The organism is Achromobacter sp. HZ34, from assembly GCF_002209485.1.
Taxonomy (GTDB): domain Bacteria; phylum Pseudomonadota; class Gammaproteobacteria; order Burkholderiales; family Burkholderiaceae_B; genus Bordetella_C.
The window spans coordinates 767,962-789,392 of record NZ_NJIX01000002.1; the positions used below are offsets into that span (position 1 = coordinate 767,962).

Annotated in this window: 21 protein-coding genes; 6 read left to right on the forward strand and 15 right to left on the reverse strand. The window is 63.1% G+C overall.

Features of this window, described 5'->3' with window-relative positions; genetic code table 11:
• Nucleotides 1-30: 30 nt before the first annotated feature.
• Both CEY05_RS10125 and CEY05_RS10130 read right to left on the reverse strand, forming a co-directional pair.
• On the reverse strand, nucleotides 31-783 hold the full coding sequence (locus tag CEY05_RS10125; protein ID WP_088598336.1) for a substrate-binding domain-containing protein: 753 nt from the start codon (nucleotides 781-783) through the stop codon (nucleotides 31-33).
• Entirely contained in the window at nucleotides 783-1,787 is a 1,005-nt protein-coding gene (locus CEY05_RS10130; RefSeq protein ID WP_158219308.1) for a tripartite tricarboxylate transporter substrate binding protein, read from the reverse strand. Before CEY05_RS10130 ends, CEY05_RS10125 begins: the two co-directional genes overlap by 1 nt.
• A gap of 171 nt (nucleotides 1,788-1,958) precedes the next feature.
• On the opposite strand from CEY05_RS10130, the gene prpR reads away from it, so the two are divergent.
• Nucleotides 1,959-3,902 carry a propionate catabolism operon regulatory protein PrpR gene (gene prpR / locus CEY05_RS10135; protein WP_158219309.1) on the forward strand — a complete coding sequence of 648 codons (1,944 nt, stop codon included), beginning with the start codon at nucleotides 1,959-1,961 and terminating at the stop codon, nucleotides 3,900-3,902.
• Nucleotides 3,903-3,927: 25 nt separating this feature from the next.
• Here prpR and CEY05_RS10140 read toward each other — a convergent pair whose 3' ends face one another.
• Entirely contained in the window at nucleotides 3,928-4,656 is a 729-nt protein-coding gene (locus CEY05_RS10140; protein ID WP_143220355.1) for a hypothetical protein, read from the reverse strand.
• A gap of 387 nt (nucleotides 4,657-5,043) precedes the next feature.
• On the opposite strand from CEY05_RS10140, the gene CEY05_RS30890 reads away from it, so the two are divergent.
• Entirely contained in the window at nucleotides 5,044-5,676 is a 633-nt protein-coding gene (locus tag CEY05_RS30890) for a hypothetical protein (protein ID WP_158219310.1), read from the forward strand.
• 276 nt (nucleotides 5,677-5,952) lie between these two features.
• On the opposite strand, the gene CEY05_RS10150 is transcribed toward CEY05_RS30890, so the two are convergent.
• The 3 genes from CEY05_RS10150 to CEY05_RS10160 form a co-directional block, all read right to left on the reverse strand.
• Nucleotides 5,953-6,276, reverse strand: coding sequence for a DUF4148 domain-containing protein (locus tag CEY05_RS10150; protein WP_088598339.1), 324 nt, complete (start codon nucleotides 6,274-6,276; stop codon nucleotides 5,953-5,955).
• A gap of 201 nt (nucleotides 6,277-6,477) precedes the next feature.
• Nucleotides 6,478-7,152, reverse strand: coding sequence for a flavin reductase family protein (locus CEY05_RS10155; RefSeq protein WP_088598340.1), 675 nt, complete (start codon nucleotides 7,150-7,152; stop codon nucleotides 6,478-6,480).
• A 65-nt stretch (nucleotides 7,153-7,217) separates the two neighbouring features.
• Complete coding sequence (locus CEY05_RS10160) at nucleotides 7,218-8,138, reverse strand: GlxA family transcriptional regulator (RefSeq protein ID WP_233161445.1); 921 nt, start codon at nucleotides 8,136-8,138, stop codon at nucleotides 7,218-7,220.
• 183 nt (nucleotides 8,139-8,321) lie between these two features.
• Here CEY05_RS10160 and CEY05_RS10165 point away from each other — a divergent pair, with 183 nt between their 5' ends.
• Both CEY05_RS10165 and CEY05_RS10170 read left to right on the forward strand, forming a co-directional pair.
• A complete protein-coding gene (locus CEY05_RS10165; RefSeq protein WP_088598341.1) occupies nucleotides 8,322-9,014 on the forward strand; it encodes a DJ-1/PfpI family protein in 693 nt (230 codons plus the stop codon).
• 11 nt (nucleotides 9,015-9,025) lie between these two features.
• On the forward strand, nucleotides 9,026-10,042 hold the full coding sequence (locus tag CEY05_RS10170; RefSeq protein ID WP_158219311.1) for a tripartite tricarboxylate transporter substrate-binding protein: 1,017 nt from the start codon (nucleotides 9,026-9,028) through the stop codon (nucleotides 10,040-10,042).
• A 177-nt stretch (nucleotides 10,043-10,219) separates the two neighbouring features.
• Here CEY05_RS10170 and CEY05_RS10175 read toward each other — a convergent pair whose 3' ends face one another.
• From CEY05_RS10175 to CEY05_RS10185, 3 genes are all read right to left on the reverse strand, one after another.
• Nucleotides 10,220-10,543 carry a DUF4148 domain-containing protein gene (locus tag CEY05_RS10175; RefSeq protein WP_088598343.1) on the reverse strand — a complete coding sequence of 108 codons (324 nt, stop codon included), beginning with the start codon at nucleotides 10,541-10,543 and terminating at the stop codon, nucleotides 10,220-10,222.
• Nucleotides 10,544-10,812: 269 nt separating this feature from the next.
• The gene (locus CEY05_RS10180; RefSeq protein ID WP_233161446.1) at nucleotides 10,813-11,613 is read right to left on the reverse strand and encodes a DUF3800 domain-containing protein; all 801 of its coding nucleotides are present in this window, start codon (nucleotides 11,611-11,613) and stop codon (nucleotides 10,813-10,815) included.
• A gap of 507 nt (nucleotides 11,614-12,120) precedes the next feature.
• On the reverse strand, nucleotides 12,121-12,444 hold the full coding sequence (locus CEY05_RS10185) for a DUF4148 domain-containing protein (protein WP_088598345.1): 324 nt from the start codon (nucleotides 12,442-12,444) through the stop codon (nucleotides 12,121-12,123).
• Between the two features lie 612 nt (nucleotides 12,445-13,056).
• Here CEY05_RS10185 and CEY05_RS10190 point away from each other — a divergent pair.
• Nucleotides 13,057-13,335 (forward strand): hypothetical protein, encoded by a 279-nt coding sequence (locus tag CEY05_RS10190; protein ID WP_088598346.1) that lies wholly within the window; start codon nucleotides 13,057-13,059, stop codon nucleotides 13,333-13,335.
• Between the two features lie 10 nt (nucleotides 13,336-13,345).
• Here CEY05_RS10190 and CEY05_RS10195 read toward each other — a convergent pair whose 3' ends face one another.
• The 5 genes from CEY05_RS10195 to CEY05_RS10215 form a co-directional block, all read right to left on the reverse strand.
• A complete protein-coding gene (locus CEY05_RS10195) occupies nucleotides 13,346-14,329 on the reverse strand; it encodes a tripartite tricarboxylate transporter substrate binding protein (RefSeq protein WP_088598347.1) in 984 nt (327 codons plus the stop codon).
• A 224-nt stretch (nucleotides 14,330-14,553) separates the two neighbouring features.
• A complete protein-coding gene (locus tag CEY05_RS10200; protein ID WP_088598348.1) occupies nucleotides 14,554-16,095 on the reverse strand; it encodes a malonyl-CoA synthase in 1,542 nt (513 codons plus the stop codon).
• Between the two features lie 5 nt (nucleotides 16,096-16,100).
• A complete protein-coding gene (locus CEY05_RS10205) occupies nucleotides 16,101-16,844 on the reverse strand; it encodes an enoyl-CoA hydratase/isomerase family protein (protein ID WP_255407759.1) in 744 nt (247 codons plus the stop codon).
• 151 nt (nucleotides 16,845-16,995) lie between these two features.
• Complete coding sequence (locus tag CEY05_RS10210; RefSeq protein ID WP_088598350.1) at nucleotides 16,996-18,354, reverse strand: malonyl-CoA decarboxylase domain-containing protein; 1,359 nt, start codon at nucleotides 18,352-18,354, stop codon at nucleotides 16,996-16,998.
• Entirely contained in the window at nucleotides 18,305-19,171 is an 867-nt protein-coding gene (locus tag CEY05_RS10215) for a GntR family transcriptional regulator (RefSeq protein WP_088598351.1), read from the reverse strand. Before CEY05_RS10215 ends, CEY05_RS10210 begins: the two co-directional genes overlap by 50 nt.
• Nucleotides 19,172-19,455: 284 nt before the next feature.
• On the opposite strand from CEY05_RS10215, the gene CEY05_RS10220 reads away from it, so the two are divergent.
• On the forward strand, nucleotides 19,456-20,427 hold the full coding sequence (locus tag CEY05_RS10220; RefSeq protein WP_088598352.1) for a tripartite tricarboxylate transporter substrate binding protein: 972 nt from the start codon (nucleotides 19,456-19,458) through the stop codon (nucleotides 20,425-20,427).
• A 33-nt stretch (nucleotides 20,428-20,460) separates the two neighbouring features.
• Here the strand turns inward: CEY05_RS10220 and CEY05_RS10225 are convergent, their stop codons facing one another.
• Nucleotides 20,461-21,375 carry a LysR family transcriptional regulator gene (locus CEY05_RS10225; protein WP_088598353.1) on the reverse strand — a complete coding sequence of 305 codons (915 nt, stop codon included), beginning with the start codon at nucleotides 21,373-21,375 and terminating at the stop codon, nucleotides 20,461-20,463.
• Nucleotides 21,376-21,431 lie beyond the last annotated feature (56 nt).

The following is a 21,431-nucleotide window of genomic DNA, read 5'->3' on the forward strand; positions in this document are numbered from 1 at the left end:
AACGCGTGCCCGCGCCCGGACACGCCCGCGTCATGCCGCATACAGCGACGTATATAGATCTTCCCCGAACAGCGGATCGAGTCCGCTGGCGACGATCTCGGGCGCCGCTGCATCGGAGGCGAGGAAACGCACGACCGCCCTCGCGCTTTCGATATCGCGACTCCAGGCCAGCGCGCCGGTGGCGACCCACACATAGGACTGAAGCTCGTCGGGAATGGGGGTGATGTGCGCAATGCCCGGTACCGGCCGCAGTTCGCTGACCTGCTGGAAGGCCAGATCGGCTTCGCCCCGCGCCACCACGGCGCCGGTGCGCTCGCCATTGCCGACGAAATGGCTTTTCGGCAGGCACTCACCATCGATGCCAAGACGATGGTAAAGCTTGGTGATCAGGTACTTGCCGCTTTCGCTGGCTGAATAGGCGATGCGGCCGGCCCGCAAGAAGGTGTGTTTCAGCGCCTCCGGCGTCCTCGCATCAGGAGGCGGCTGCCCCGCGCGGACAGCGACAGCGGCCACGGATCTGGCGATCAGTGTCCGCGTGTCCGCCGCGATGTGGCCGGCACGGACGAAATTCGTCATATTGGGTTCGGCGACGATCACCAGATCGGCCGGTTCGCGTCGCTGCAAGCGATTCGGTATGGACTGCTCACCCGTGCCTATGGAAGTCGTCAGGGTCACGACCGGTTTGCCGATGAACGCTTCTATCGCCGGCACCAACGCCAGGTGCGCGGCGGTGAATACCCCGGAAGTCATGACGCGAAACGCGTCGTCGCTGCTGTGTGTCATTACTCAACCTTGATATGGGCTTGCGCAACCACCTTCTGCCACTCGCCCACCTCGGCCTGGATCTGGGTACGCAGTTGTTCCGGTGTGCCAGGCGACGCTTGATCGCCCTCCATGCTCAGTTGCTGCGCGACCTCCGGCTTGACGATCGCGGCGTTCAGCGCCTGATTCAGTTTCTGCTGCACGTCCTGCGGCAAGCCCTTGGGCGCGATCAGCCCGTACCAGATCACCACCTGGTATCCGGGCAGCCCCGTCTGCGCCACCGAGGGCAAGTCCGGCATGTCCGACCAGCGCTCCGGCAAGGTCTGCGCCAGCACCTTCAGACGGCCATCCTTGATGTAAGGAATCGCCGCGCCCGGTGTGCTGAAAAAGACATCGGTGCGGCCGGCCAGCGTGTCCATCACCGCGGGTCCCGTACCCCGATAGGGCACATGCGTCATCTTGATGCCGGCGTCCATCATGAACAGCTCGGTGGCCAGATGCGAAATGCCGCCCACGCCGGACGAAGCGAACGACAGGCTGCCCTGCCTGGTTTTCGCCAGCTGGATCAGTTCCGCAAGGCTCTTTACGGGCAGCTTGCTCGACGTCGTGACCAGGAAGGGCCCATGGGCGATCATGCCGATCGGCGTCATGTCCTTGACCGAGTCGAACGGCAGTTGGTAGAGGGCGGCGTTGACCGCATAGCTGTTCGAAATCAGCGTAAGCGTGTAGCCGTCCGGCTTTGCACGTATGCCGTTGGCGGTACCGATCTTGCCGCCCGCGCCAACCACGTTCTCGACCACCACGGACTGGCCCAGGGACTCGGTCAGCAGTTTGCCGATGGTGCGCCCGACCGCGTCGTTGCCGCCGCCAGGGGCGAAGGGGATGATCAGCTTGATCGGGTGATCCGGGTAAGCCGCGTGGGCCGGGGCGGTTGTCGCCAGGACTGCCGCTATCGTCGCCGCAGCGGCTGCCAGGACGTGCGCTGTCCGCCTGCCGAGCCGATTCCGGGTATGGCTTGAAAACATTCTGGTCTCCTCACTTGCACATCTTCTGGTGCATGCGGAGCTTATAAGCAATATGTATGCCAATTTTTGGTGGCAAATAAACTTCCGACAAAACAATGGCTTGCACAAACCCGACGTTCCACTGCAGGTTTCATGTTTCAATTGAACCATTCTTTGAAACGGCGCAGCAACATGAGCCAGACCTCGGCGAACGAGCCCTTACCCGTCATCTGGGCGATCAGCGGCTATCGACTGACTGACGTTTTCCGCCAGGTCGCCCCGGAACTGGACGGCCGCGCGTCGGTGTCGATCATTCACCGCGGCTACGAAGAAGCACTGGCTGAAATAGAGCGGCGCAGCGAGCGCCACCATTGCGACGTCATCGTGGCGGCGGGAAGCCATGGTGCGTACTTGCGGCGCAATCTGCCCCATCCGGTCGCTTTGGTGAAGGTCGGCGGGTCGGACTTGCTGGCGGCGCTGTGCAAGGCGCGGCAGCTCTCGGACAGAATCGCCATCCTGATGCTCAAGCGCATTCCACCGGAAATCCAGCGCTTCGCCGATCTGTTTTTTCTGCCGCTGGTGTTGCGCTCATATGAGACATCCGAGGAGGCCCGCCATTGCCTGCGGCAATTGGCCAGCGAGGGTATCCAGGTGGTGGTGGGTCCCGGCCAGGTGGCTGATCTTGCCGACGAGGCGGGGCTGACGGGAGTATTGGTGTACTCCGCGGAGTCCGTAAGGGCAGCCTTCGATGATGCGATCGAAATGGCCACGGCGCAGCGCGCGGAAAAATCCCGGCGCACGCAGCTCGATTCCATTCTTTATCACCTGGGCGACGGCGTCATTGCCGTCAACATGGACGCCCGCATCGTGATGGCGAATCCCGCCGCCGAGCAGCTTACCGGCAAGTCGGTACGCACGACCTTGGGCAAGCCCTTGCGGGACGTGCTGCCGGCATTGCAACTGGGGCACGTCCTGGCAACCGGCAAGGCTGAATTGGGTGCGGTCGAGGAACTTGCCGGAAAATCCATCGTGGTGGACCGTGTGCCGTTGTTCGACGAGGGCAAGCAGACGGGCGCCATCCTGGCGCTGCACGGTTCAAGCCGGCTGGAACTCGCGGTCAGCAAGCTGCGCGCGCACACGCACAGGCGTTCGCAGGTCGCGCGTTACCGGCTGGATGACGTGGTGTCCGCATCGCCGGCGATGCAGCACGTCATCGCGCAGTGCAAGGTGTTCGCGCAGCATAGCGACGCCGGCATCCTCATATATGGCGAAAGCGGTACCGGCAAGGAGTTGCTCGCGCAGGGCATCCACAACGCCAGCCGCCGCGCGCGTCATCCCTTCATTGCCATCAATTGCGGCGCCTTCACCGAGACCTTGCTGGAAAGCGAACTGTTCGGCTATGACGAGGGGGCGTTCACGGGCGCGCGCAAACAGGGGAAAGCCGGCCTGTTCGAGGCCGCCAATGACGGCACGCTGTTTCTCGATGAAATCGGGGAAATGCCCTTGCCGCTGCAGACACGTCTGTTGCGTGCCTTGCAGGAGAAGGAAATCATGCGCGTGGGCAGTGTCGACGCCCTGCCGGTCAATGTCCGGGTAGTGGCGGCCACGCACCGGGATCTGGCGTCGATGGTGGCGGGGGGCTTGTTTCGGGAAGATCTGTACTACCGCCTGAACATCCTTCGCGTCGACGTCCCGCCGTTGCGGGAACGGCGGGAAGACATCGAGGTCCTGGTCCGTAAACTGGTTCCCGCGGCGTTGGCGCGGACGGGGCTGGAAGCCCTCTGCCCTGACGTCTTGAAGACCGTGCAGCCTGTCATGCAAAACTATGGGTGGCCAGGCAATGTGCGCGAACTGGAGAATGCCGTTGAACGGCTGACCATGATCTGCCTGGCAACCGGCAGGGCAGTAAAGCCCTTCGAGATGAGCGAAGCGCTGGACCCGGCCGCGAGCCGTGCGCACGGGCCGGGCGTTCGACCCGCGCCGCCGGCGAACGCGCCACTACCCAAGCGCCGCGCGCGCATCAGCCCGGAAGACATGGAGCGCATGCTCGTGGACTGCCAGGGCGACCACCAGGAAGCCGCTCGCCGGCTAGGCGTCAGCCGCACCACGTTGTGGCGTTGGCGGACACGAGGATGAGCGCAACTCACTGGGTTGGCGCCGGTCAATGCACCGGGCGCAGAGGCTGGTCCAGTATCTCGAACAGGGAGACGCCCATCAAGCGCGTGGGATGGCCACCCGTACACAAACGACCGATGACTCTCACGTAGGCACCGATCGTCTTATGCGCGGTGATCGCCTTTTCATAGCCGTCCGCGTCGAGCGTCACTGACGCCAAGACCATGCGGCCCCCGCCAGGCAGGAGCAGGTTGAGCATCGCGTCCCCGGCTCGGCGCCCACCCCTGTCGATGAAACCGTCCAGGCATTCCACGGTGCCGACGAAAACGCCAACCCCGCCACCGACCAAGGGCTTGACATCGGCGAGAAGCACTTCCAGCATGTCCTGGCTGAGGGTCGTGATTGCCGGACGAATTTCGTCTTCTTGGCAGCGAGCCGTGGTGGTCGGACGAATGCCATCGTCCCGCCAGAGTCGAACTCTCGCAAGCAGCGTAGGCACGGGAACGCTCGTCAAACTCGACAGATGCTCTATCGTGCGTGACACGCAACGCTCATAGTCGAAGACCGACTCGTCCATCGGGAACACGATCTGGCGCGCAGGGTAAGCGTCATGTTCCAGTACGTAAAAACGATCGCGCGATCGAGTGGCAAGCGCTTTCCAACCTTGGGATATCAAGTAGTCCAATAGTTGCAATGGGTCCATGACATTTTCGAAATTTGAGACCCGCGGATGATGATGCCGCTGCACGCCAACGTCCAGAATTGATTCTTCCACGGAGAATCGCGATACGCCATGAGTGCATCAGATCGTTTCGGCTAATTCCGTGTGGTCTGTTGCTGTTCCCGATGACTGAATCCTGCGCTTGCAAGACCTGGGGATAAACCTGCTATCCGCCAAATGACCTTTCTTGGCAGTCAGGGACGTTTTCGCGATCCGCAGGTCTACGTCCATTTCCTTAAAGGCCTTTGTGAGCTTTTTGCAGGAAGTTTTCCCCTCTCCTGCTCCATGGGACGAACTTGTACGATCCAGGACGCCAGCTGCTGGGTAGCGCATGGGCAAACCTAGGGATGGTTGACAATTCAACGTCATGGATTAGAGTCCTGCTGAGTTCCGATGTGTCATCCCGAAAATCACGCATATAGACAAAAGCCTGTGGCATACATGACTAATTACGCATCGAGCGCACTGTTGGGAACATTGCTCCTTGCCTTCAGCGCCAGCGCGGCTGCCTTCGATTGCGCTGCCGCCAGAAACGATGCAGAGCACACCATCTGCGGCGATCCCGATCTGTCGAAGCTCGAAGAAGCACTGAGCGCCCAGTATCAAATCTCCCTGCGGGACACCAACTCGCCCGAGGCATTGCGGCGGGACGAACTAGGCTGGCTGAGCCGGCGAAACGCATGCCGCAAAGATGCGCGCTGCCTGTCTCTGCAGTATCGGCAGCGGCTGTTGGAACTCTCGTCCGAGGATCGCGGGTCGACCAACGATGACATGAAGCGCTCATTGCCCGTGCTTCCGTGTGAACATGAGGCAAGTCTGGCGTCGATCGAAAGCCATACGCCAACGGAAGTGACTTTTTTGAACGACTCTGACGAGCGCGTAACCGTCTACTGGCTCGGCTTCGACGGCAATCGTGTGAAGTACATGGACCTCGCGGCAGGCGGCAGCTATCGGCAGCAGACCTACCTATCGCACCCATGGGTCGTCGCCGGCGCCAACGATCGCTGTCTGGGTCTTTACTTACCGCGCGCTACTCGCGGCGTCGCGGTAGTCGGCTCACCCGCGACTCGCTAAAAAAACGGCCCCATGCGAGGAGACATGGAGCCGTCGTACTGCGTCGAGAGGACATTCTGAACTGCACCCCGCCTCTCGTCGGAGAACCCGCCAAGCCAGCACGCCTGGCGAGCCGGACTTATGTTGGGATCGCGCGCATGGCGCGGTTTACTATTCGCGGACCAGCCAGTCGCGGCTGCCCGCCGCATTCTTGACCGCGATCTCGCGATTCGTCCCCGGCGACCTTGCGACCGGCAAGCAGACAAACCCGAGATTCATACTTCATCGATCCCGGGATCACCCTTGGAACGGCACGTTGTTCGAGTCACCGAAGGCAGTGGCGCCGGGCGTTGCCGCAACGTCAGCAGCAACTTGGGCACGCGACACGCTGGAATCGGCTTGGGCCGAGAACGCGACGTTGTCGCTGTCACCGAAGGCAACCAGGCCTTCGTTCTTCGCTTGTTGCAGTTCGGCTTGAATCTGGGCACGGCTGGTCGAGTTATCGGCTTGGCCGTAGGTACCTTGGAAAGGCACGTTGTCGATGTCGCCGCGGGGCGTGCCGGCTTGGGCGGCACCAATCAGGGCAAACGAAACGATCAGCGAGGTGGCGATGGTTTTCATGGCAGTTCTCCTAGTCCTAGTCAGTGGGAGCAGACCGTGTCGGCTAATTCCGTGTGGTCTGTTGCTGTTCCCGATGACTGAATTCTGCGCTTGCAAGACCTAGGGATAAACCCGCTATTCGCCAAATGACCTTTCCAAAAATCGCGGCAATGTGGCTATTGCGCTCATAAGCAGCACCTATTGAAGCCCGCCGACAGCGGCCTACGTCGCCAGCAAAGCCGCCTGCGCGCGCTCGAAATCTGGCGTGCGATATAGCTCTTCGGCGATTTCACCCAGTCTCGACGGGTGTAGCTTGGGCCCCAGGCCGTAAAACTCCTGGAAGCTCATGATCAGCGGGCGCCATTTGTCAGGATCGATCCGATTCGGGTTGCCCGCCATCAGAATGGATTCGTCGACATGGACGCGTTTGATACGCGCTTCCAGCACGGCCACGTACCCATTCAAAGGACCGTCCTGGTCATAGCTGTGTTCGTGTTCGAAGACGGCTTCGAGTTGCACGGGGCACTCCGCCACCCGCGGCGGCGCCACGGTCTCCGCCGCAACGGCGGTGAGTCCGGCGGCCGCGAACTTGTCTTTCACATGGTAGTAGCCGCGCTTGACCTTATCCTGCGGAACGGGATCGGACCCCGTGGTTCGCGCGAGCCGATCGACGGCCTCGACCTGCGCCGGTGACGGCAGATTGATTACCAACTCTCCATTGCGACGCATATTCTCGACGGTCTTCGAGATGGATTGCAGGCCCAGATAGCAGCGCCAGCCGATCCAGAACACCGATGACATAGGCGCCAGGTTGATCGAGCCATCTTCATTGACGGTGCTCAGTAACGCGACGGGCGTGCCGAAATAAAGAATGGACGGGTGTGCGGTGACATGCATGTTGAAGTTCCTTTGAAATGACCCAGTCAGAATGACGGATCGCGCAAAGGACCACACTCCGTTTCTTATCGTGGTATCGGAACAGGTTTCATGGCGCCTCCCGCCGCATCCGGCCGTAGCAGCGACGACGGCAGGCGGCCAGTTGTGCGCAGGAACGCGCGGCGCATGCCCTGCTCGGAAACGAAGCCGCTGCGCCGCGCCACCTCCTTGAGCGACGCGCTGGTCGAGCCGAGCAGCGCGCCAGCATATTCCACACGGATACGTTCGAGCGCGGAGGCAGGCCCCTCCCCCGTCGCTTCGACGAACTTCCGATAGAACGATCGCACCGAATGGTTGCTCGCTTCAGCCATGTCAGCGATGCGCCACGGCGCCGCGGGCCGCGCGGCCATCTCCGCCAGCAGCGGCGCGAACGGCTGGGCTTCGACGTCCTGGAATCGTAGGGCATCGCTGTACTGCGCCTGTCCGCCAGGACGCCACATATGCACGACCAATCTGCGCGCCACAGCATGCGCACACACGCGACCGGCGTCCTCTTCTATCAGCGCGAGCGTGAGGTCGATACCCGCGGTCACGCCGGCAGAGGTGTACACCCTGCCGTCTCGCAGATAGATAGGCTGCGGATCGACGTTCACCTCGGGATAAGCCGACGCCAGCCGTTCCGCCGCCCGCCAATGCGTACACGCTGAGCGGCCATTCAACAATCCCGTGGAAGCCAGCAGGAACGCGCCAGTACAAACCGCGCAGACCCGTCGCGCGTCGGCCGCCAGCGTTTTTACCGCCTGCACGACCAGCGCATCCTTCGATGCGTCATCGACGCCCGGCCCGCCAGGCACGATAAGCGTATCGACCCGGTCCGCCAAGGCGGCATACGGCTCGGTTGAAACCTCGAACGGGCCTGCCCCTTTCACAGGACCACCAGCCGCGCTGACGATACGCAAATCGTAATGCACCCCACCCTCTTCCGCCGCGGTGGCGAAGGCTTGCAACGGACCTGCCAGGTCGACCGGCTGAAAGCCTGGGTAAACCAGAAAGAGGACAAGCGATGGCACGGTTTGATTGTGAATTGGCAGGGGCATGACCGTGCGCATTCCTATTATCGACAGCTGGACATCCCGCCGGGATTCACTCAAGCGGCCACTGCGGCCGCCATACACAAGGGGAATACAGCAATGCGTGCAAATTTTGCGCTGTTCGAAGGTGTGACGCAACTGGACCTGACGGGTCCATATGAAGTCCTGGTTCGTGCTCCGGGTTTTCAATGCGAGCTGGTCGCCAAGGCGCCAGGAAACGTCCGCACGGATAGAGGCCTCATGCTGGTGCCGACCACGACTGTCGCGCAAGCTGGACCGTGCGATCTGCTGGTCGTTCCCGGCGGTCCCGGAACGGATGCCGCGTTGGAGGATCCGACATGGGTGGATTTCGTCCGCACCCAGGCGGCTTCGGCCAAGTGGGTCTTCGGCATCTGCACCGGTTCCCTGCTGCTTGGCGCCGCAGGTCTGCTGCAAGGCCGCCGCGCATCCTGCCACTGGCTGGCCCGTGATCTTCTTGCCGAATTCGGGGCACGGCCCGTCGATGATCGGACCACGATAGACGGCAAGTACTTTACGTCGGGCGGCGTCACCGCGGGCATTGACATGGCGTTGCTGGTAGTGGCCAACGTTCTGGACCAGGCCGCTGCGGAACAGATTCAACTGCAAATCGAATACGATCCCGCGCCGCCTTTCCCGGGAGGGACACCGTTCACCTCGCGCGCCGAAATCGTGCAGCGCTGCGTATCGGCCGGCGCTGAACGGCGGGCGTTGCGCGAGGCAGCAGTCAAGGCCGCCGCCGCCAAATTGCGTGGCGAGGAACCGGTGCGATGAGGACCGCTTTCATGCCTTCCCTACGCCGGATGGCTGCTTTCGTGCCCCTCCCGCGGCGGCTGACCGGTCTGCTGCTGTCATCGGGTGCGACAGGCATCGGCATCGCATTGCTGGCCGCGCCTGCACAGGCTGCGGGGTATCCCGAACACGCTGTCACGCTGGTCGTGCCCTATGCGGCCGGCGGCCCCATGGACCTGGTTGCGCGGCAAGTCAGCAATACCCTGGCCGCGCAGCTCGGCGTCGCCGTCATTGTCGAGAACGTCCCGGGCGCCGGCAGCACGATAGGCACCTTGCGGGCAATACGCGCCAAGGCAGACGGCTACACCCTGCTCCTTCAACACGTGGGTCTGGCGACGTTGCCGGCACTCTATCCGAAACTTGGCGCGGACCTTCGGCGCGATCTCGTGCCATTGGGTGTCGTCGCCGACGTGCCAATGGTGATAGCAGTCAAGGCGTCGTCAAGCATCGCCGGACCGCGCGAATTGCTTGCCCGGAAGACGGCATCGGCGCTCAACTGGGGCACGGCCGGCGTGGGATCGGCATCCTCGCTTTGCCTGCGCCAGATCACCGAAGCCGCACACGCAGGGGCAACGGAAGTGCCTTACAAAGGCACGGGCCCCGCCCTGGTGGATCTGCTGGGCGGACAGATAGACGCAATCTGCGACCTGTACACCAATCTGAAACCCATGCTGGACAGCGGCAAACTGCGCGCGCTTGCAAGCCTTTCCGAAGCGGGACATTCGCCTGTGGCCGGCATGCAGGCGTTGGGCGAGACCGTGCCGTCATTGCAGGTCTTTACCGCATGGTATGGCCTGTTCGCGCCACGCCAGACGCCGGATGAAGCGCAGGTTCGCCTGCGGGCCGCGACGGCGTCCCTCGTGGAAGACAAGGCCTACCGCAATGCGCTCGGCGTCGCGGGCGCAACGATTCCGTCGGGTGAAGATGCCAGCGCGCAAGCACTGGCTACGCTTCTGCGACGTGACATGACGCGTTGGAGCGGGTTAGGCGCAACCGCCAACGCGCAATAAAGCCGGGCACGAGAGAGCCTCGACCTTGCAGTGGAAAGCGACACGGCCCCATGCGAAGAGACATGGGGCCGCGTTACTACATTGCGATGCGCGATCAGGTGGTTGTCGGTCAGCAGAACTTTCATCGACCGAGCTTGCGATCGCTGATCAGCGATCGCTGATCAGGCGACCCCGCGATCAGCCTTGGAACGGTACGTTATTCGTGTCACCGAAAGCGGTGGCGCCGGGCGTCTTCGCAACGTCGGCGGCGACTTGGGCACGCGACACGCTGGAATCGGCTTGGGCCGAGAACGCGACGTTGTCGCTGTCACCGAAGGCAACCAGGCCTTCGTTCTTCGCTTGTTGCAGTTCGGCCTGAATCTGGGCACGGCTGGTCGAGTTGTCGACCTGGTTGTAGCTACCTTGGAAAGGCACGTTATCGATGTCGCCGCGGGGCGTGCCGGCTTGGGCGGCACCAATCAGGGCAAACGAAACGATGAGCGAGGTGGCGATGGTTTTCATGGCAGTTCTCCTAGTCCTAGTCAGTTGGGAGCAGACCTTGCCGGGTGATTCCGGGAGGTCTGTTGCTGTTCCCGATGACTGAATTCTGCGCTCGCAAGACCTAGGGATAAACCCGCTATCCACCAAATGACCTTTCCAAAAATCGTGGCAATGTGGCTATTGGCCCTATAAGTAGCGACTATCCGTGCCAGGCAACGCGGCTGCCTTCGGTACGCTATGCCTCATTTGGTGGAATTTCTTGCAGAGGTGATTCGGGTTAGACTGGAGTCCTAAGTGGATTGGGGGTTCCCGGTCGGCGTCTTGGCCTCGGTGGGTACACCGGGGCCTTTCGCTTTCTGGGGCGGAAAAATTATCAATCCTGCGTCCTCGTACCCCGTGCCCACACGCAGGCGCCCGCCATCGCAGAAGAACTTCATCTTAAGCAAGGCGAACGCCTGGTTCGATTGCGTCGGCCGGATGTAGCTGAGACCTATGGGCCGGGCCACCAAATCGGCCAGTTGCAAGCCCACCAGATTGGCTTTTTTGTCTGCAAAGACAATGTCGAACGGCAAGGCTCGATTGCCAGGATGATTACCGGCGCAAATACGACGAAATTCGAGTTCCAACTGCGTGTCTTCTTTCCTTCCGCGGCACTCTACGACCACATACGTGGTAGCTTCAACTTGCCCTTTCTCCGCAAGAAAGCCGCACAACTTTTCCAGGCAGATGCCTAAAGCAATGTGATAGGGGTTGGAAACGGCTTCTGCCGTTCTGCTCACGCGAGCCTTGTCCACCACGCAGGCGATAAGAATGAAGTTGCTTGCTTCCATGATGGAAGTCAGATCGTTCATGAATGCCTCTCGCGTCGGGCGATGGACCAGGAATGAAAAGCTCCCCTTCTGCCTACGGATCTCGTTCTCGTGCAGGACCACACTGTCGTGACCAAAGTAGCTGAACTTCAACCTCTCGACGGCAGGAATAATTTTTTCCGCGTAGTGCCGTTTGTGAAAGATGCACAATGCAAGAACAAAGACAGGATAGTCTTTGTCGACACTCACCAATGAATGATCGCCGCTTTCATCGACGTACACCACATAGTCACTGAAATGTCGACTTCGAGGATGGCAGGCACCAGATCCTGGCGCCATGGCCTGAGATGAATCAGAGGGTCTGTGCGAAGTGGCAGGCGCGCTCACCCTCTCACCTCGTCAACGGAAACGGGGCGTCAAGGCAGAAACGCTTGTTGGAGAGGGCCATCGATAAATTGCGACCGTGGACATGGCGTTCACCTGAAGACGGTCCGCCGGTCGAGTGTCTGAGGTAACCCTGAGTCGATCTTGCGCTGATTCGGTTCCAAGCCGCAACTCCAGTTTTTCCAGAACACAGAAATAAAACGACCCCGGGGCCAGAAGACCCGGGGTCGTCATACCGCATCGAGAGGACATCCTGAACTGCGTCCCGCCTCTCGCCGGGAAACCCGTCAGGCCAGCACGCCTGGCGAGCCGGACTTTCATTCGGACCGCGCTCATGCGCGCGGTTTGCTCACAGCAGGCTAGGCCCGTAGGCTGCCTGTCGAGTTGTTCACTGCAATCCTGCGATCAGCCTTGGAACGGTACGTTGTTCGAGTCACCGAAGGCAGTGGCGCCGGGCGTCTTCGCAACGTCGGCAGCAACTTGGGCACGCGACACGCTGGAATCGGCTTGGGCCGAGAACGCGACGTTGTCGCTGTCACCGAAGGCAACCAGGCCTTCGTTTTTCGCTTGTTGCAGTTCGGCTTGAATCTGGGCACGGCTGGTCGAGTTGTCGACCTGGTTGTAGCTACCTTGGAAAGGCACGTTATCGATGTCGCCGCGGGGCGTGCCGGCTTGGGCGGCACCAATCAGGGCAAACGAAACGATGAGCGAGGTGGCGATGGTTTTCATGGCAGTTCTCCTAGTCCTAGTCAGTTGGGAGCAGACCTTGCCGGGTAATTCCGGGAGGTCTGTTGCTGTTCCCGATGACTGAATTCTGCGCTCGCAAGACCTAGGGATAAACCCGCTATCCACCAAATGACCTTTCCAAAAATCGTGGCAATGTGGCTATTGCACTCATAAGCAACACCTATTGATGCCTACCGCCAGCTGTTTAGGTCGCCAGTAAAGCCAGTGAGTTCAGCTGCACCTCCAGGTCCTGCATGGATCCGAGCACCTCTGCGAGATCCGGCAAGGGTCCAAAGATCACGGTGCCCATGGCCTCATAATCACGCGCGAGTGCGTCGCGCATCGCAGTTGACGGGGATAAGGTCAATGAGCCACGCCTGGCATTCACGTTGCCCGGTTACGGGCAATCGCCTGGACAACCGCCTTGTAGCCAGAAGACGTGACGCGCTGCATCAGCCAGAACCACCGGCGGCGGCAGGGCGGGCAACAGAGGATATGATGGTGGCCACGCGGGCACGCACGTGCGCACCCGCAACGACCACCGCCCCCGCTTCAGGCAGAACCGCTAGTGCAACAGGCGAAGCTTTTGCCCGAAATCTCACCAAAAGGCCGACCATGAAAACGATTACCGTCGAAGCACTGTTCGGGAAGCTCACGGCGCAGACGTCGTTGATCTCGTCGCTGATACGCGTATTGCCGCTGGATGCGCTGCGCACGCTGGAGGCGGAGTTGATGCGCGAGGCCCAGAAAGCCAAGGTCTACCTGGTCGGCCAGGCCGTTTCCGCGGAGGTGTTGGAAAACCACGACCAGCAAACCGCGGCAAACCTTGCGCTGGTGCGCGAGGTTTGCACGCAGAAAGAGTATCAGCGCCCTTCCGATAACGGCGGCGGCTGAACCAACACGATCAATCCAACGTCACCCCCGCATCCTTCACCACCTTCGCCCAGCGCGTAATCTCGCTATCGACAAAGGCGCCGAAGGCCGGGCCGCTCAGGTCCGGAACATCAGAACCATTGCTGGCCCATTGCTCCTTGAGCTTGGGCGTGTTCAAGGCAACCTTCACCTCGCGAATCATGCGGTCGATCGCCGGTTGCGGTGTCCCCTTGGGTGCCCATAAGGCATACCAGGTCGACACCTCGAAATGCTTCACGCCCGCCTCGGCCGCCGTCGGTACGTCCGGGAAACTGGGCGAACGCTGCGCCGAAGCCACCGCCAAGGGCTTGATGGTGCCCGCCCGTATCTGCTGGGCCGACGATCCCAAGCCATCGAAGGCCAGATCCACCTGCCCGCCCATCAAGGCCGACATCATGGGCCCGGCGCCCTGGTAAGGCACATCCACCAGATCTATCCCCGTCTGCATGGCAAACAATTCGCCCGCCAGGTGATGCGTGCTGCCCTTGCCCGCAGTGCCGAAATTGATCTGCCCCGGCCGCGCCTTGGCGTAGGCGATGAACTCCTGCAGCGTCTTGACGGGCAGCTTGCCGGTGTTGATGACCACCACCTGCGGCGGCTGCGCCAACAAGGCCACCGGCACGAAATCCTTCTGGATGTCGTAGCTGAGCTGCTTGTACAAGGAAGGCGCCAGGGCATGATGCGCGCCACCCATGAAGAAGGTGTAGCCATCGGGCCTGGCCTTGGCTGCCACGCCCGCGCCCACCGTGCCGCCGGCGCCACCCTTGTTGTCGATGACCACGGCGTGGCCCATCTGCTGCGTCAATTGCGCCGACAACGGTCGCGCGAAAGTATCGGTGCCGCCGCCCGCGGGGAACGGCACGATGATGGTGACGGGTCGGTCCGGCCAGTCGGCCCGCGCCGACTGGGGAACGATCGATGCCGCGACCGCGGCCGCCACGGCGGCACACGCCGCGATGCTGTTTCGAAGCTTCATGTCTCTCCTCCCGATGCTGCGTAGGATGGGCAATAACCCATCGGTTGTGACAGCGCCATGCGGGCCGTCGTTATTACTGTTCTTACGCAAACCACCTTGGCGATATTTTTCTGGCGCATCCTCCTGTTGCATCACAATGACGTTGATCACACTGACGTTGAATCACGCTCCGGCGCCACCCGGCCGGCACGAGGCCAGCCGGGCGGCAGGATCAACGCCCGCCGTCACCCTTGCCCGTACGTATCCCGCAACACGTTCTTCTGTACCTTGCCCATGGTGTTGCGCGGCAACTGATCGGCAACATGGATCCGCTTGGGCACCTTGAAGTTGGCGATCCGAGTCTTCAATTCCGTCTGCATGGCGGCCGGATCCAGATTGGCCCCCGCGCGCGGCACCACCACCGCGACCACGGCCTCGCCAAAGTCCACATGCGGCACACCAATGACAGCGGATTCCGCCACCCCCGGCATTTCATCGATGATGCTCTCGATTTCCTTGGGATAGACATTGAACCCGCCGGAAATGATCAGGTCCTTGCTGCGCCCGACGATGGACAGATAATCGACCGGAATCGGATGCCCGGCCGCCTCGCCGCCCCAGCGGCCGACGTCGCCGGTCTTGAACCAGCGATCCTCGGTGAACTCTTCGGCCGTCTTCTCCGGCATACGCCAGTAGCCTGAAAACACGTTCGGACCGCGCACCTGCACATTGCCGATCTCCCCCGGCGGCAAGGCCACCCCCTTGTCGTTGACCACCCGCACGTCCACGCCCGGCAAGGCCGGCCCCACGGTGCCACCCACGCGCGGCCCCAGCACGGCGTCGTAGGGATTGGACGTCAGCATGACGGTCTCGCTCATGCCGTAGCGTTCCAGGATGGTATGGCCGGTGCGCGTCTGGAATTCGTTGAAGGTCTCGGTCAGCAGCGGTGCCGAACCGCTGATGAACAGGCGCATGCGGGCGCAGGCTTCGCGCGTGAAGCGCGCATCGGCCAGCAGCCGCACATAGTAGGTGGGCACGCCCATCATCACCGTGCTTTGCGGCAGGTAATGCAAGGCCTGCTCGATGTCCAGCTTGGGCAGCCAGATCATCTTCGCGCCAGCCAGCAGGGCGCCGTGCGACGCCACGAACAAGCCGTGCACATGGAAGATGGGCAGCATGTGCAGCAGTACATCGTCGCTACGCCAGCCCCAGTACTCATTGAGCGTGCGCGCATTCGCCGCCAGATTGCCGTGCGACAGCATGGCCCCCTTGCTGCGGCCGGTCGTGCCCGACGTGTACAGAATGGCGGCCAGGTCGGCGGCATCGCGCTGCACCGTGCGGAAGGTCTGCGGCTGCGTGGCGGCGGCCTGCAGCAGCGTGCCGGTACGGTCTTCGTCCAATGTGTATACGTGCGCCGCGCCCGTCTTGTCGGCCAGCTTGCGCACCCACGCTTCATTGGCACTGGCGCACACCACCACGTCAGGCTCGGCATTGCCCAGGAAATATTCGATCTCCGCTTCGCGGTAGGCCGTGTTCAGCGGCAGATAGACCAGCCCGGCACGCAGCGTGGCCAGGTACAGCAACAGCGCCTCCGGCGACTTCTCCACCTGCACGGCCACGCGAGCGCCCTTGGGCAAGTCGAGCGATTTCAGCAGATTGGCCAGGCAGGCGCTGGCGCGATCGATGTCATCCCAGGTGTAACGCAGCGTCGGCGTCTCCAGGGCCACTAATCCGCGGTCTTGCGGGAAACCCGCCTCCAGCACGGCATACAGATTGGCATTACTCACCGTCTTCAGTCTCCGGAAAATGTTGGTTCTTCACCTGCCAGGAAGGCACGCACGCCTTCCCGATGATCATGGCTGTCAGCGTAGGAAAAAAAGCCAGGATATTCTTTTTCTTGCAAGGGTTCACCACGCGCCAGCCGGCGCAGGGTCCGCTTGTTGATGCGCGCCGCCAGCGGGGCGCCGCGCAGGATACGGGCAGCGCATTCCTGGGTCGCAGCGGTCACCTCGGCATCGGCCACCACCCGGGTCAACAGGCCCAGCGCATGCGCCTCGGCGGCGTCGACGATGCGGCCTTCGAGCAGCAGCGCCAGGGTCGCGGCGGGCCCGGCCAGGGCCAGCAGGCCCTGCATTTCGTCGGGCGCCATGGGAAAACCAAGGCGGTTGATGGGTACGCCGAAGCGCGCCGACGCACCGGCGATACGCAGATCGCACTGGCTGGCGATTTCCAGGCCTCCACCCACGCAGACGCCTTCGATGCTGGCCACCACCGGATGGGGGCAGTCGGCGATCGCGCGCAGGGTGGGCGCCAGGATATTGCGGTGGTAATTCTGCACCGCGGCGCTATCGCCCCGCTCCTGGGGAAATTCACGGATGTCGGCGCCAGCAGCGAAATTTCCACCCGCGCCCGCGACGATCACGCAGCGCACAGACAGATCCGCCGCCAGCTCGCCGAATACCTGCCCCAACTGCCGCCACATGGCGACGGTGATGGCGTTCATCCGCCCAGGATGATCCAGGGTGACGAAGGCGATTGCGCCGTCGCGCTCATACCGCACTTGCCCGGACGCGGACCGAGCGTGGGGGGCGGCCCCAGGCTGGGCCTCAGCCCCGCGCAGGGTCCGAGCCTGAGGCCCGGCCCCTGACGCGGGCGGCGATGACGCTGCGGACATGCGATCTCCCCACTCAGGACATGCGCGCGATGGCGCGGCTGATGGCGGGCTTGCCCTCACCCAACCGGGTCAGATTGTCGTCCAAGGCGTCCAATTCGTACAGATAGTTCACCATCATCGCCGAGGATTGCGCCAGCCCCTTGCTCGACCGGTCCGCGCCCCAGTTCAGGCGCTCGATGCGGGCACCGTTGCCCAGATGGAAGCGCGCCACTGGATCCACGGGCTGGCCGTTCTTGATCGACTGCAGATAGTGCACTGCCAGCTTGTGCCCGGCCCGCCGCACGGTCTCCGACCCCGCCCCCGTGCCGGCCCGGCTCAGGCGCGCCACCCAGCGCGCGCCGTCGGGCACGCGTTGGCGGGGACGTTCGCGCGTCTTGTCGCGCACGATGGCCTCCACCGCCTCGGCGTCCAGCTTGCCCAGCCATTCGTTGAAACCGGGGATGGGCGACAAGGTGGCGAAGGACTTCAGCTTGGGCAGGTCATCCACCAGCGCATCGATGACCCGCTTGAGCAGGAAATTGCCGAAGCTGATGCCGCGCAGGCCTGGCTGCGTATTGGAGATGGAATAGAAAATCGCCCAACGTGCCTTGTCCAGGTTCTGCGCCGGCTGGCGCGCGTCCAGCAAGGCCTGCACGTTATCGGCCATCTGCGTGGCGAAGGCCACTTCGACAAAGATCAGCGGCGTATCCGGCATCTGCGGATGGAAATAGGCATAGCAGCGGCGATCTTCCGCGACCCGGCGCTTGAGGTCATCCCAGGACTGGATCTCGTGCACTGCCTCGTAGATGATCAGCTTTTCCAGCAGGGACGCGGGGCTGTCCCAGGTCAGGCGGCGCAGTTCCAGCAGGCCCACGTCGAACCATGCCGACAGCAGGCCCTCCAGCGTCTTGTCCAGGGCCGGCAGGCCGCTGACCTGCTTGCGCCAGCGCAGCATGTCGGCGCGCAGGCTGACCAGGAAGCGCAGACCGTCGGGCTGGTTGTTGAAGCGGCGGAACACGCGCGCGGCGGGCTCGCCATCGGGCTGGCCGGCGGGTTGGCAGGCAGCCAGCATGGTCAGCATGGCGCGCCGCCCCTTGGCGTCGGCCGCCGTATAGCTCTGGCACCAGGCGGCCGCCAGGCGGTTGGCCGCGACATCGGTCGAGCGCGCGGCGAACAGCGGCAGCAGTGCATCGGTGCTGGGGAAACGATCGCGCTCCCACAGCCGCACCAGGCGCGCCATCAGACCGGCCTCGGCGCCCACCTCCTGGACGGTGGCGGCGTCCTGCGCGGTGGGGGCAGGCACGGTAGCAACCCCGCTGTTGCGCGCCGGCGTGAGGGCATTGTCAGACGTGCGCGCGGCGCGCACGGGGGCTTGCACTTGCGGATCGTTCATGGTCGGGCTCCGGGATATCGGGATGCGGGGCGGGGGGGATGACGGATGTCGAGGCGGCGGACGTCGCGGCGACGGAATTCAGAGCGGCAGACGACGACGCGGCTGTCGTCGCCGCCGCCGCGGTCAGACCCGGGGTCAGGCCCGGCGCCAGGATGGGCCGGGGTTGCTGCGCGTCCAGCACGCGCAGGGCGTCGAGCTGGCGCAGCAGGTGGCCGCGCGCCAAGGCTTCGGCACCCTCGGCGTCATGGGCGGCGATGGCGGCGTAGATGGCCATGTGCTCGGCGCAGGACGCCTGCATGCGGCCGGGCAAGGCCAGGCTTTTGTGGCGCGACAGGCTCAGCACCTTGCGCAGGTTGCCGATCATGTCGGACAGCCAGCGGTTATCGGCAAGGGCCTGGATGGCTTCGTGGATGACGTAGTTCGCTTCGTAGTAGGCGTCGATGTCGCCGGCGGCGGCATGCGCCTGCAGGGTGTCGTGCAGCCCGCGCAGCCGCGCCATGTCCTCCGGCCGGGCCTTGCGCGCGGCTTCGTGCGCGCAGCGGCCTTCCAGCATGGCCATCAGCGGAAAGATCTCGTCCAGGTCGCGTGGCGACAACTCGTTGACGAAGCAGCCGCGGCGCGGTTCCAGGCGCACCAGGCCTTCGCTGGCCAACAGCTTGAGCGCCTCGCGCAGAGGCGTGCGGGATATTCCCAGCTGCGCCGCCAGACGCAATTCATCGACCCATTCCCCCGCCGCCAACGCGCGCGACTGGATCATGGCGCGCAAGCGGTCAGCCGCTTCCAGGTACAGCGCTTGACGGACGATGGGCGCGTTCATGGGGGTTCCGTAATTCATAATTATGGAGACCTCCATGGTAGTCCGATCCACCGACATTGCAAGCGCTGGATGGCAGGCGGGCCATCGTGCACATGGCGGAGACACGGCCCGCCATGCCGCATGCCGGCGCGCCCGGCGACGGCGGCGACAGGGCAGGATGCTCGCCCTATAAGCGAAAAATTTTCATGAATTGTGGGAATTAATATCGCTTGTTGCAAAGATCATCCCCCCTTAGTCTCATCGGCGTAAACGGCAAAAGCCAATAAAGACGAGGAGACGACAACATGCAGTGGAGAGTTCTTGCAGCCTGCCTGGCGGCAGCCGCCCTGGCCCCCATGGCCGCATCGGCCGATACCTATCCTTCCAAGCCGATCAGGATGATCGTGCCCTTCCCGCCAGGTGGCACCGCGGACATCATCGCCCGGGTGGTATCGGACAAGATGGCGCAGGATCTGGGGGTGGCGTTGATCGTCGAGAACCGTCCTGGCGGCGCCGGCGGCGGTGTCGGCACCATGGAAATTGCCCGCGCGCCCGCCGATGGCTACACGATAGGTATCGCCACGGTAGGCACGCTGGGCACGGCCCCCGCCACCGCGCCGAAGGCCCTCTATGATCCCGCCAAGGATTTCTCCTACATCAGCAATGTCGCGGCGATGCCCATGCTGATCGCCGCGGGCCCCTCCTCCGGCGCCACGTCGCTGGCGCAGTTCATCGAGCTGGCAAAGAAGAGTCCCGGCAGGCTTGCGTTCGCATCGGGCGGCACGGGCGGGGTCGCCCACCTCATGGGCGCACGCTTCGAAGTGGCCAGCGGCACCAAGCTGACCCACATCCCCTATCGCGGCGCCAACCCGGCCTTGAATGACGTCACGGGAGGCCAGGTCGACGTGATATTCGACGCCCTGGCCTCTTCCTGGCCTTACCTGCAGACGGGTCGCATCCACGCCCTGGCCGTATCCGGCGATCACCGCATTCCCGCCCTTGCCCAGGTGCCCACGTTCGCCGAAGCAGGCCTTCCCACTGTCAGCACGCGCGCCTGGTATGGCCTGATCGGCCCCGCCCAGATGGATCCGAAGACGGTGGACAGGCTCTATGCCGCGGTGAAGAAAGCCGTGGACTCACCGGAGGTGCGTACGCGTCTCGGCAAGCTGGACACCGAGGCGATAGGCAGCACGCCCGACGCGTACAAGAAGCAGGTGCTCGAAGAACTCGACGGCTGGAAGCAACTGGCGACGTCGCAACACATCGTGGCCGACTGAATGCCGCACGAGGCCTGCCCGGCCGGCCGTGGCCTAGCGCATGGGCATGAAGGCGGACGACGCCCGCGTGAAGTCGCATGTATCGGTGGCCAGCGACGTCACGAAGCGAATGAAGTCGTCAGCCGCGGACCGGTCATACAGCATGACGTAGGGCACGCGCGGCAACGCCGGCGTGCTGTGTATCACCCGCAGTTGCCCGGACCCGATGGCCGGATCGAACATGCGCCGGGGCAGGTAGCTGATGCCCAGGCCGGACAAGGTCAGCGACGCCAGCGCGGCCAGGCTGCTGCTGGACAGCGAGTTCTCGATCTGCACGCCGTTCTCGCGCAGCCACCGTCCGACCATATCGCCCAGCCCGGACGCATGCAGCTGGACGATGATGGTGTGTTCGGCGAGCGCGCGCAAGGGCACATCGTCGACCCCGTCCAGATAGGCAGGACTGCACATCCAGGCATATTCGACCGAGTCCAGCGGCACGGTCTCGAAATGCGTGTCGCGGAAAGCATCGGGCACGACCGCCATGTCGAGCTCGCCGGCGCGCACGCTTTCCACCAGGCGGACGCTGGTGTCCACCACGGGGGAAAGGGTGACCTGGGGATGGCTGTTGCGTATGCGCTGGATCCAGGCCGGCAACCACGTCATCGCCGTCAGCTCGGTGACGCCCAGTCGCAGCGTGCGCGTCACGGGCGTCAACGCCGTGCTGAGATCCATGATGCGATCCCGGTTCGACAACATTTCGCGCGCGTAGGTGAGCAAGCGTTCGCCTTGCGGGGTGATTTGCGCGCGACGCCTGCTGCGGTCGAACAGGTCTATCCCCAGCACGCTTTCAAGCTCTTGCAGCCGCTTGGAGATGGCCGACTGGGTGGTATTGAGACGCTGCGCGGCAGGATCGAGTCCGCCAAGCTCAGCCGCCCAGTAGAAGGCCTCCAATTGTTTGAGCGTGATCATGCAGGTCCCGAGGCGATGCTCTCATTCGAATGAATTCACTTGCCGCATCTTATCTC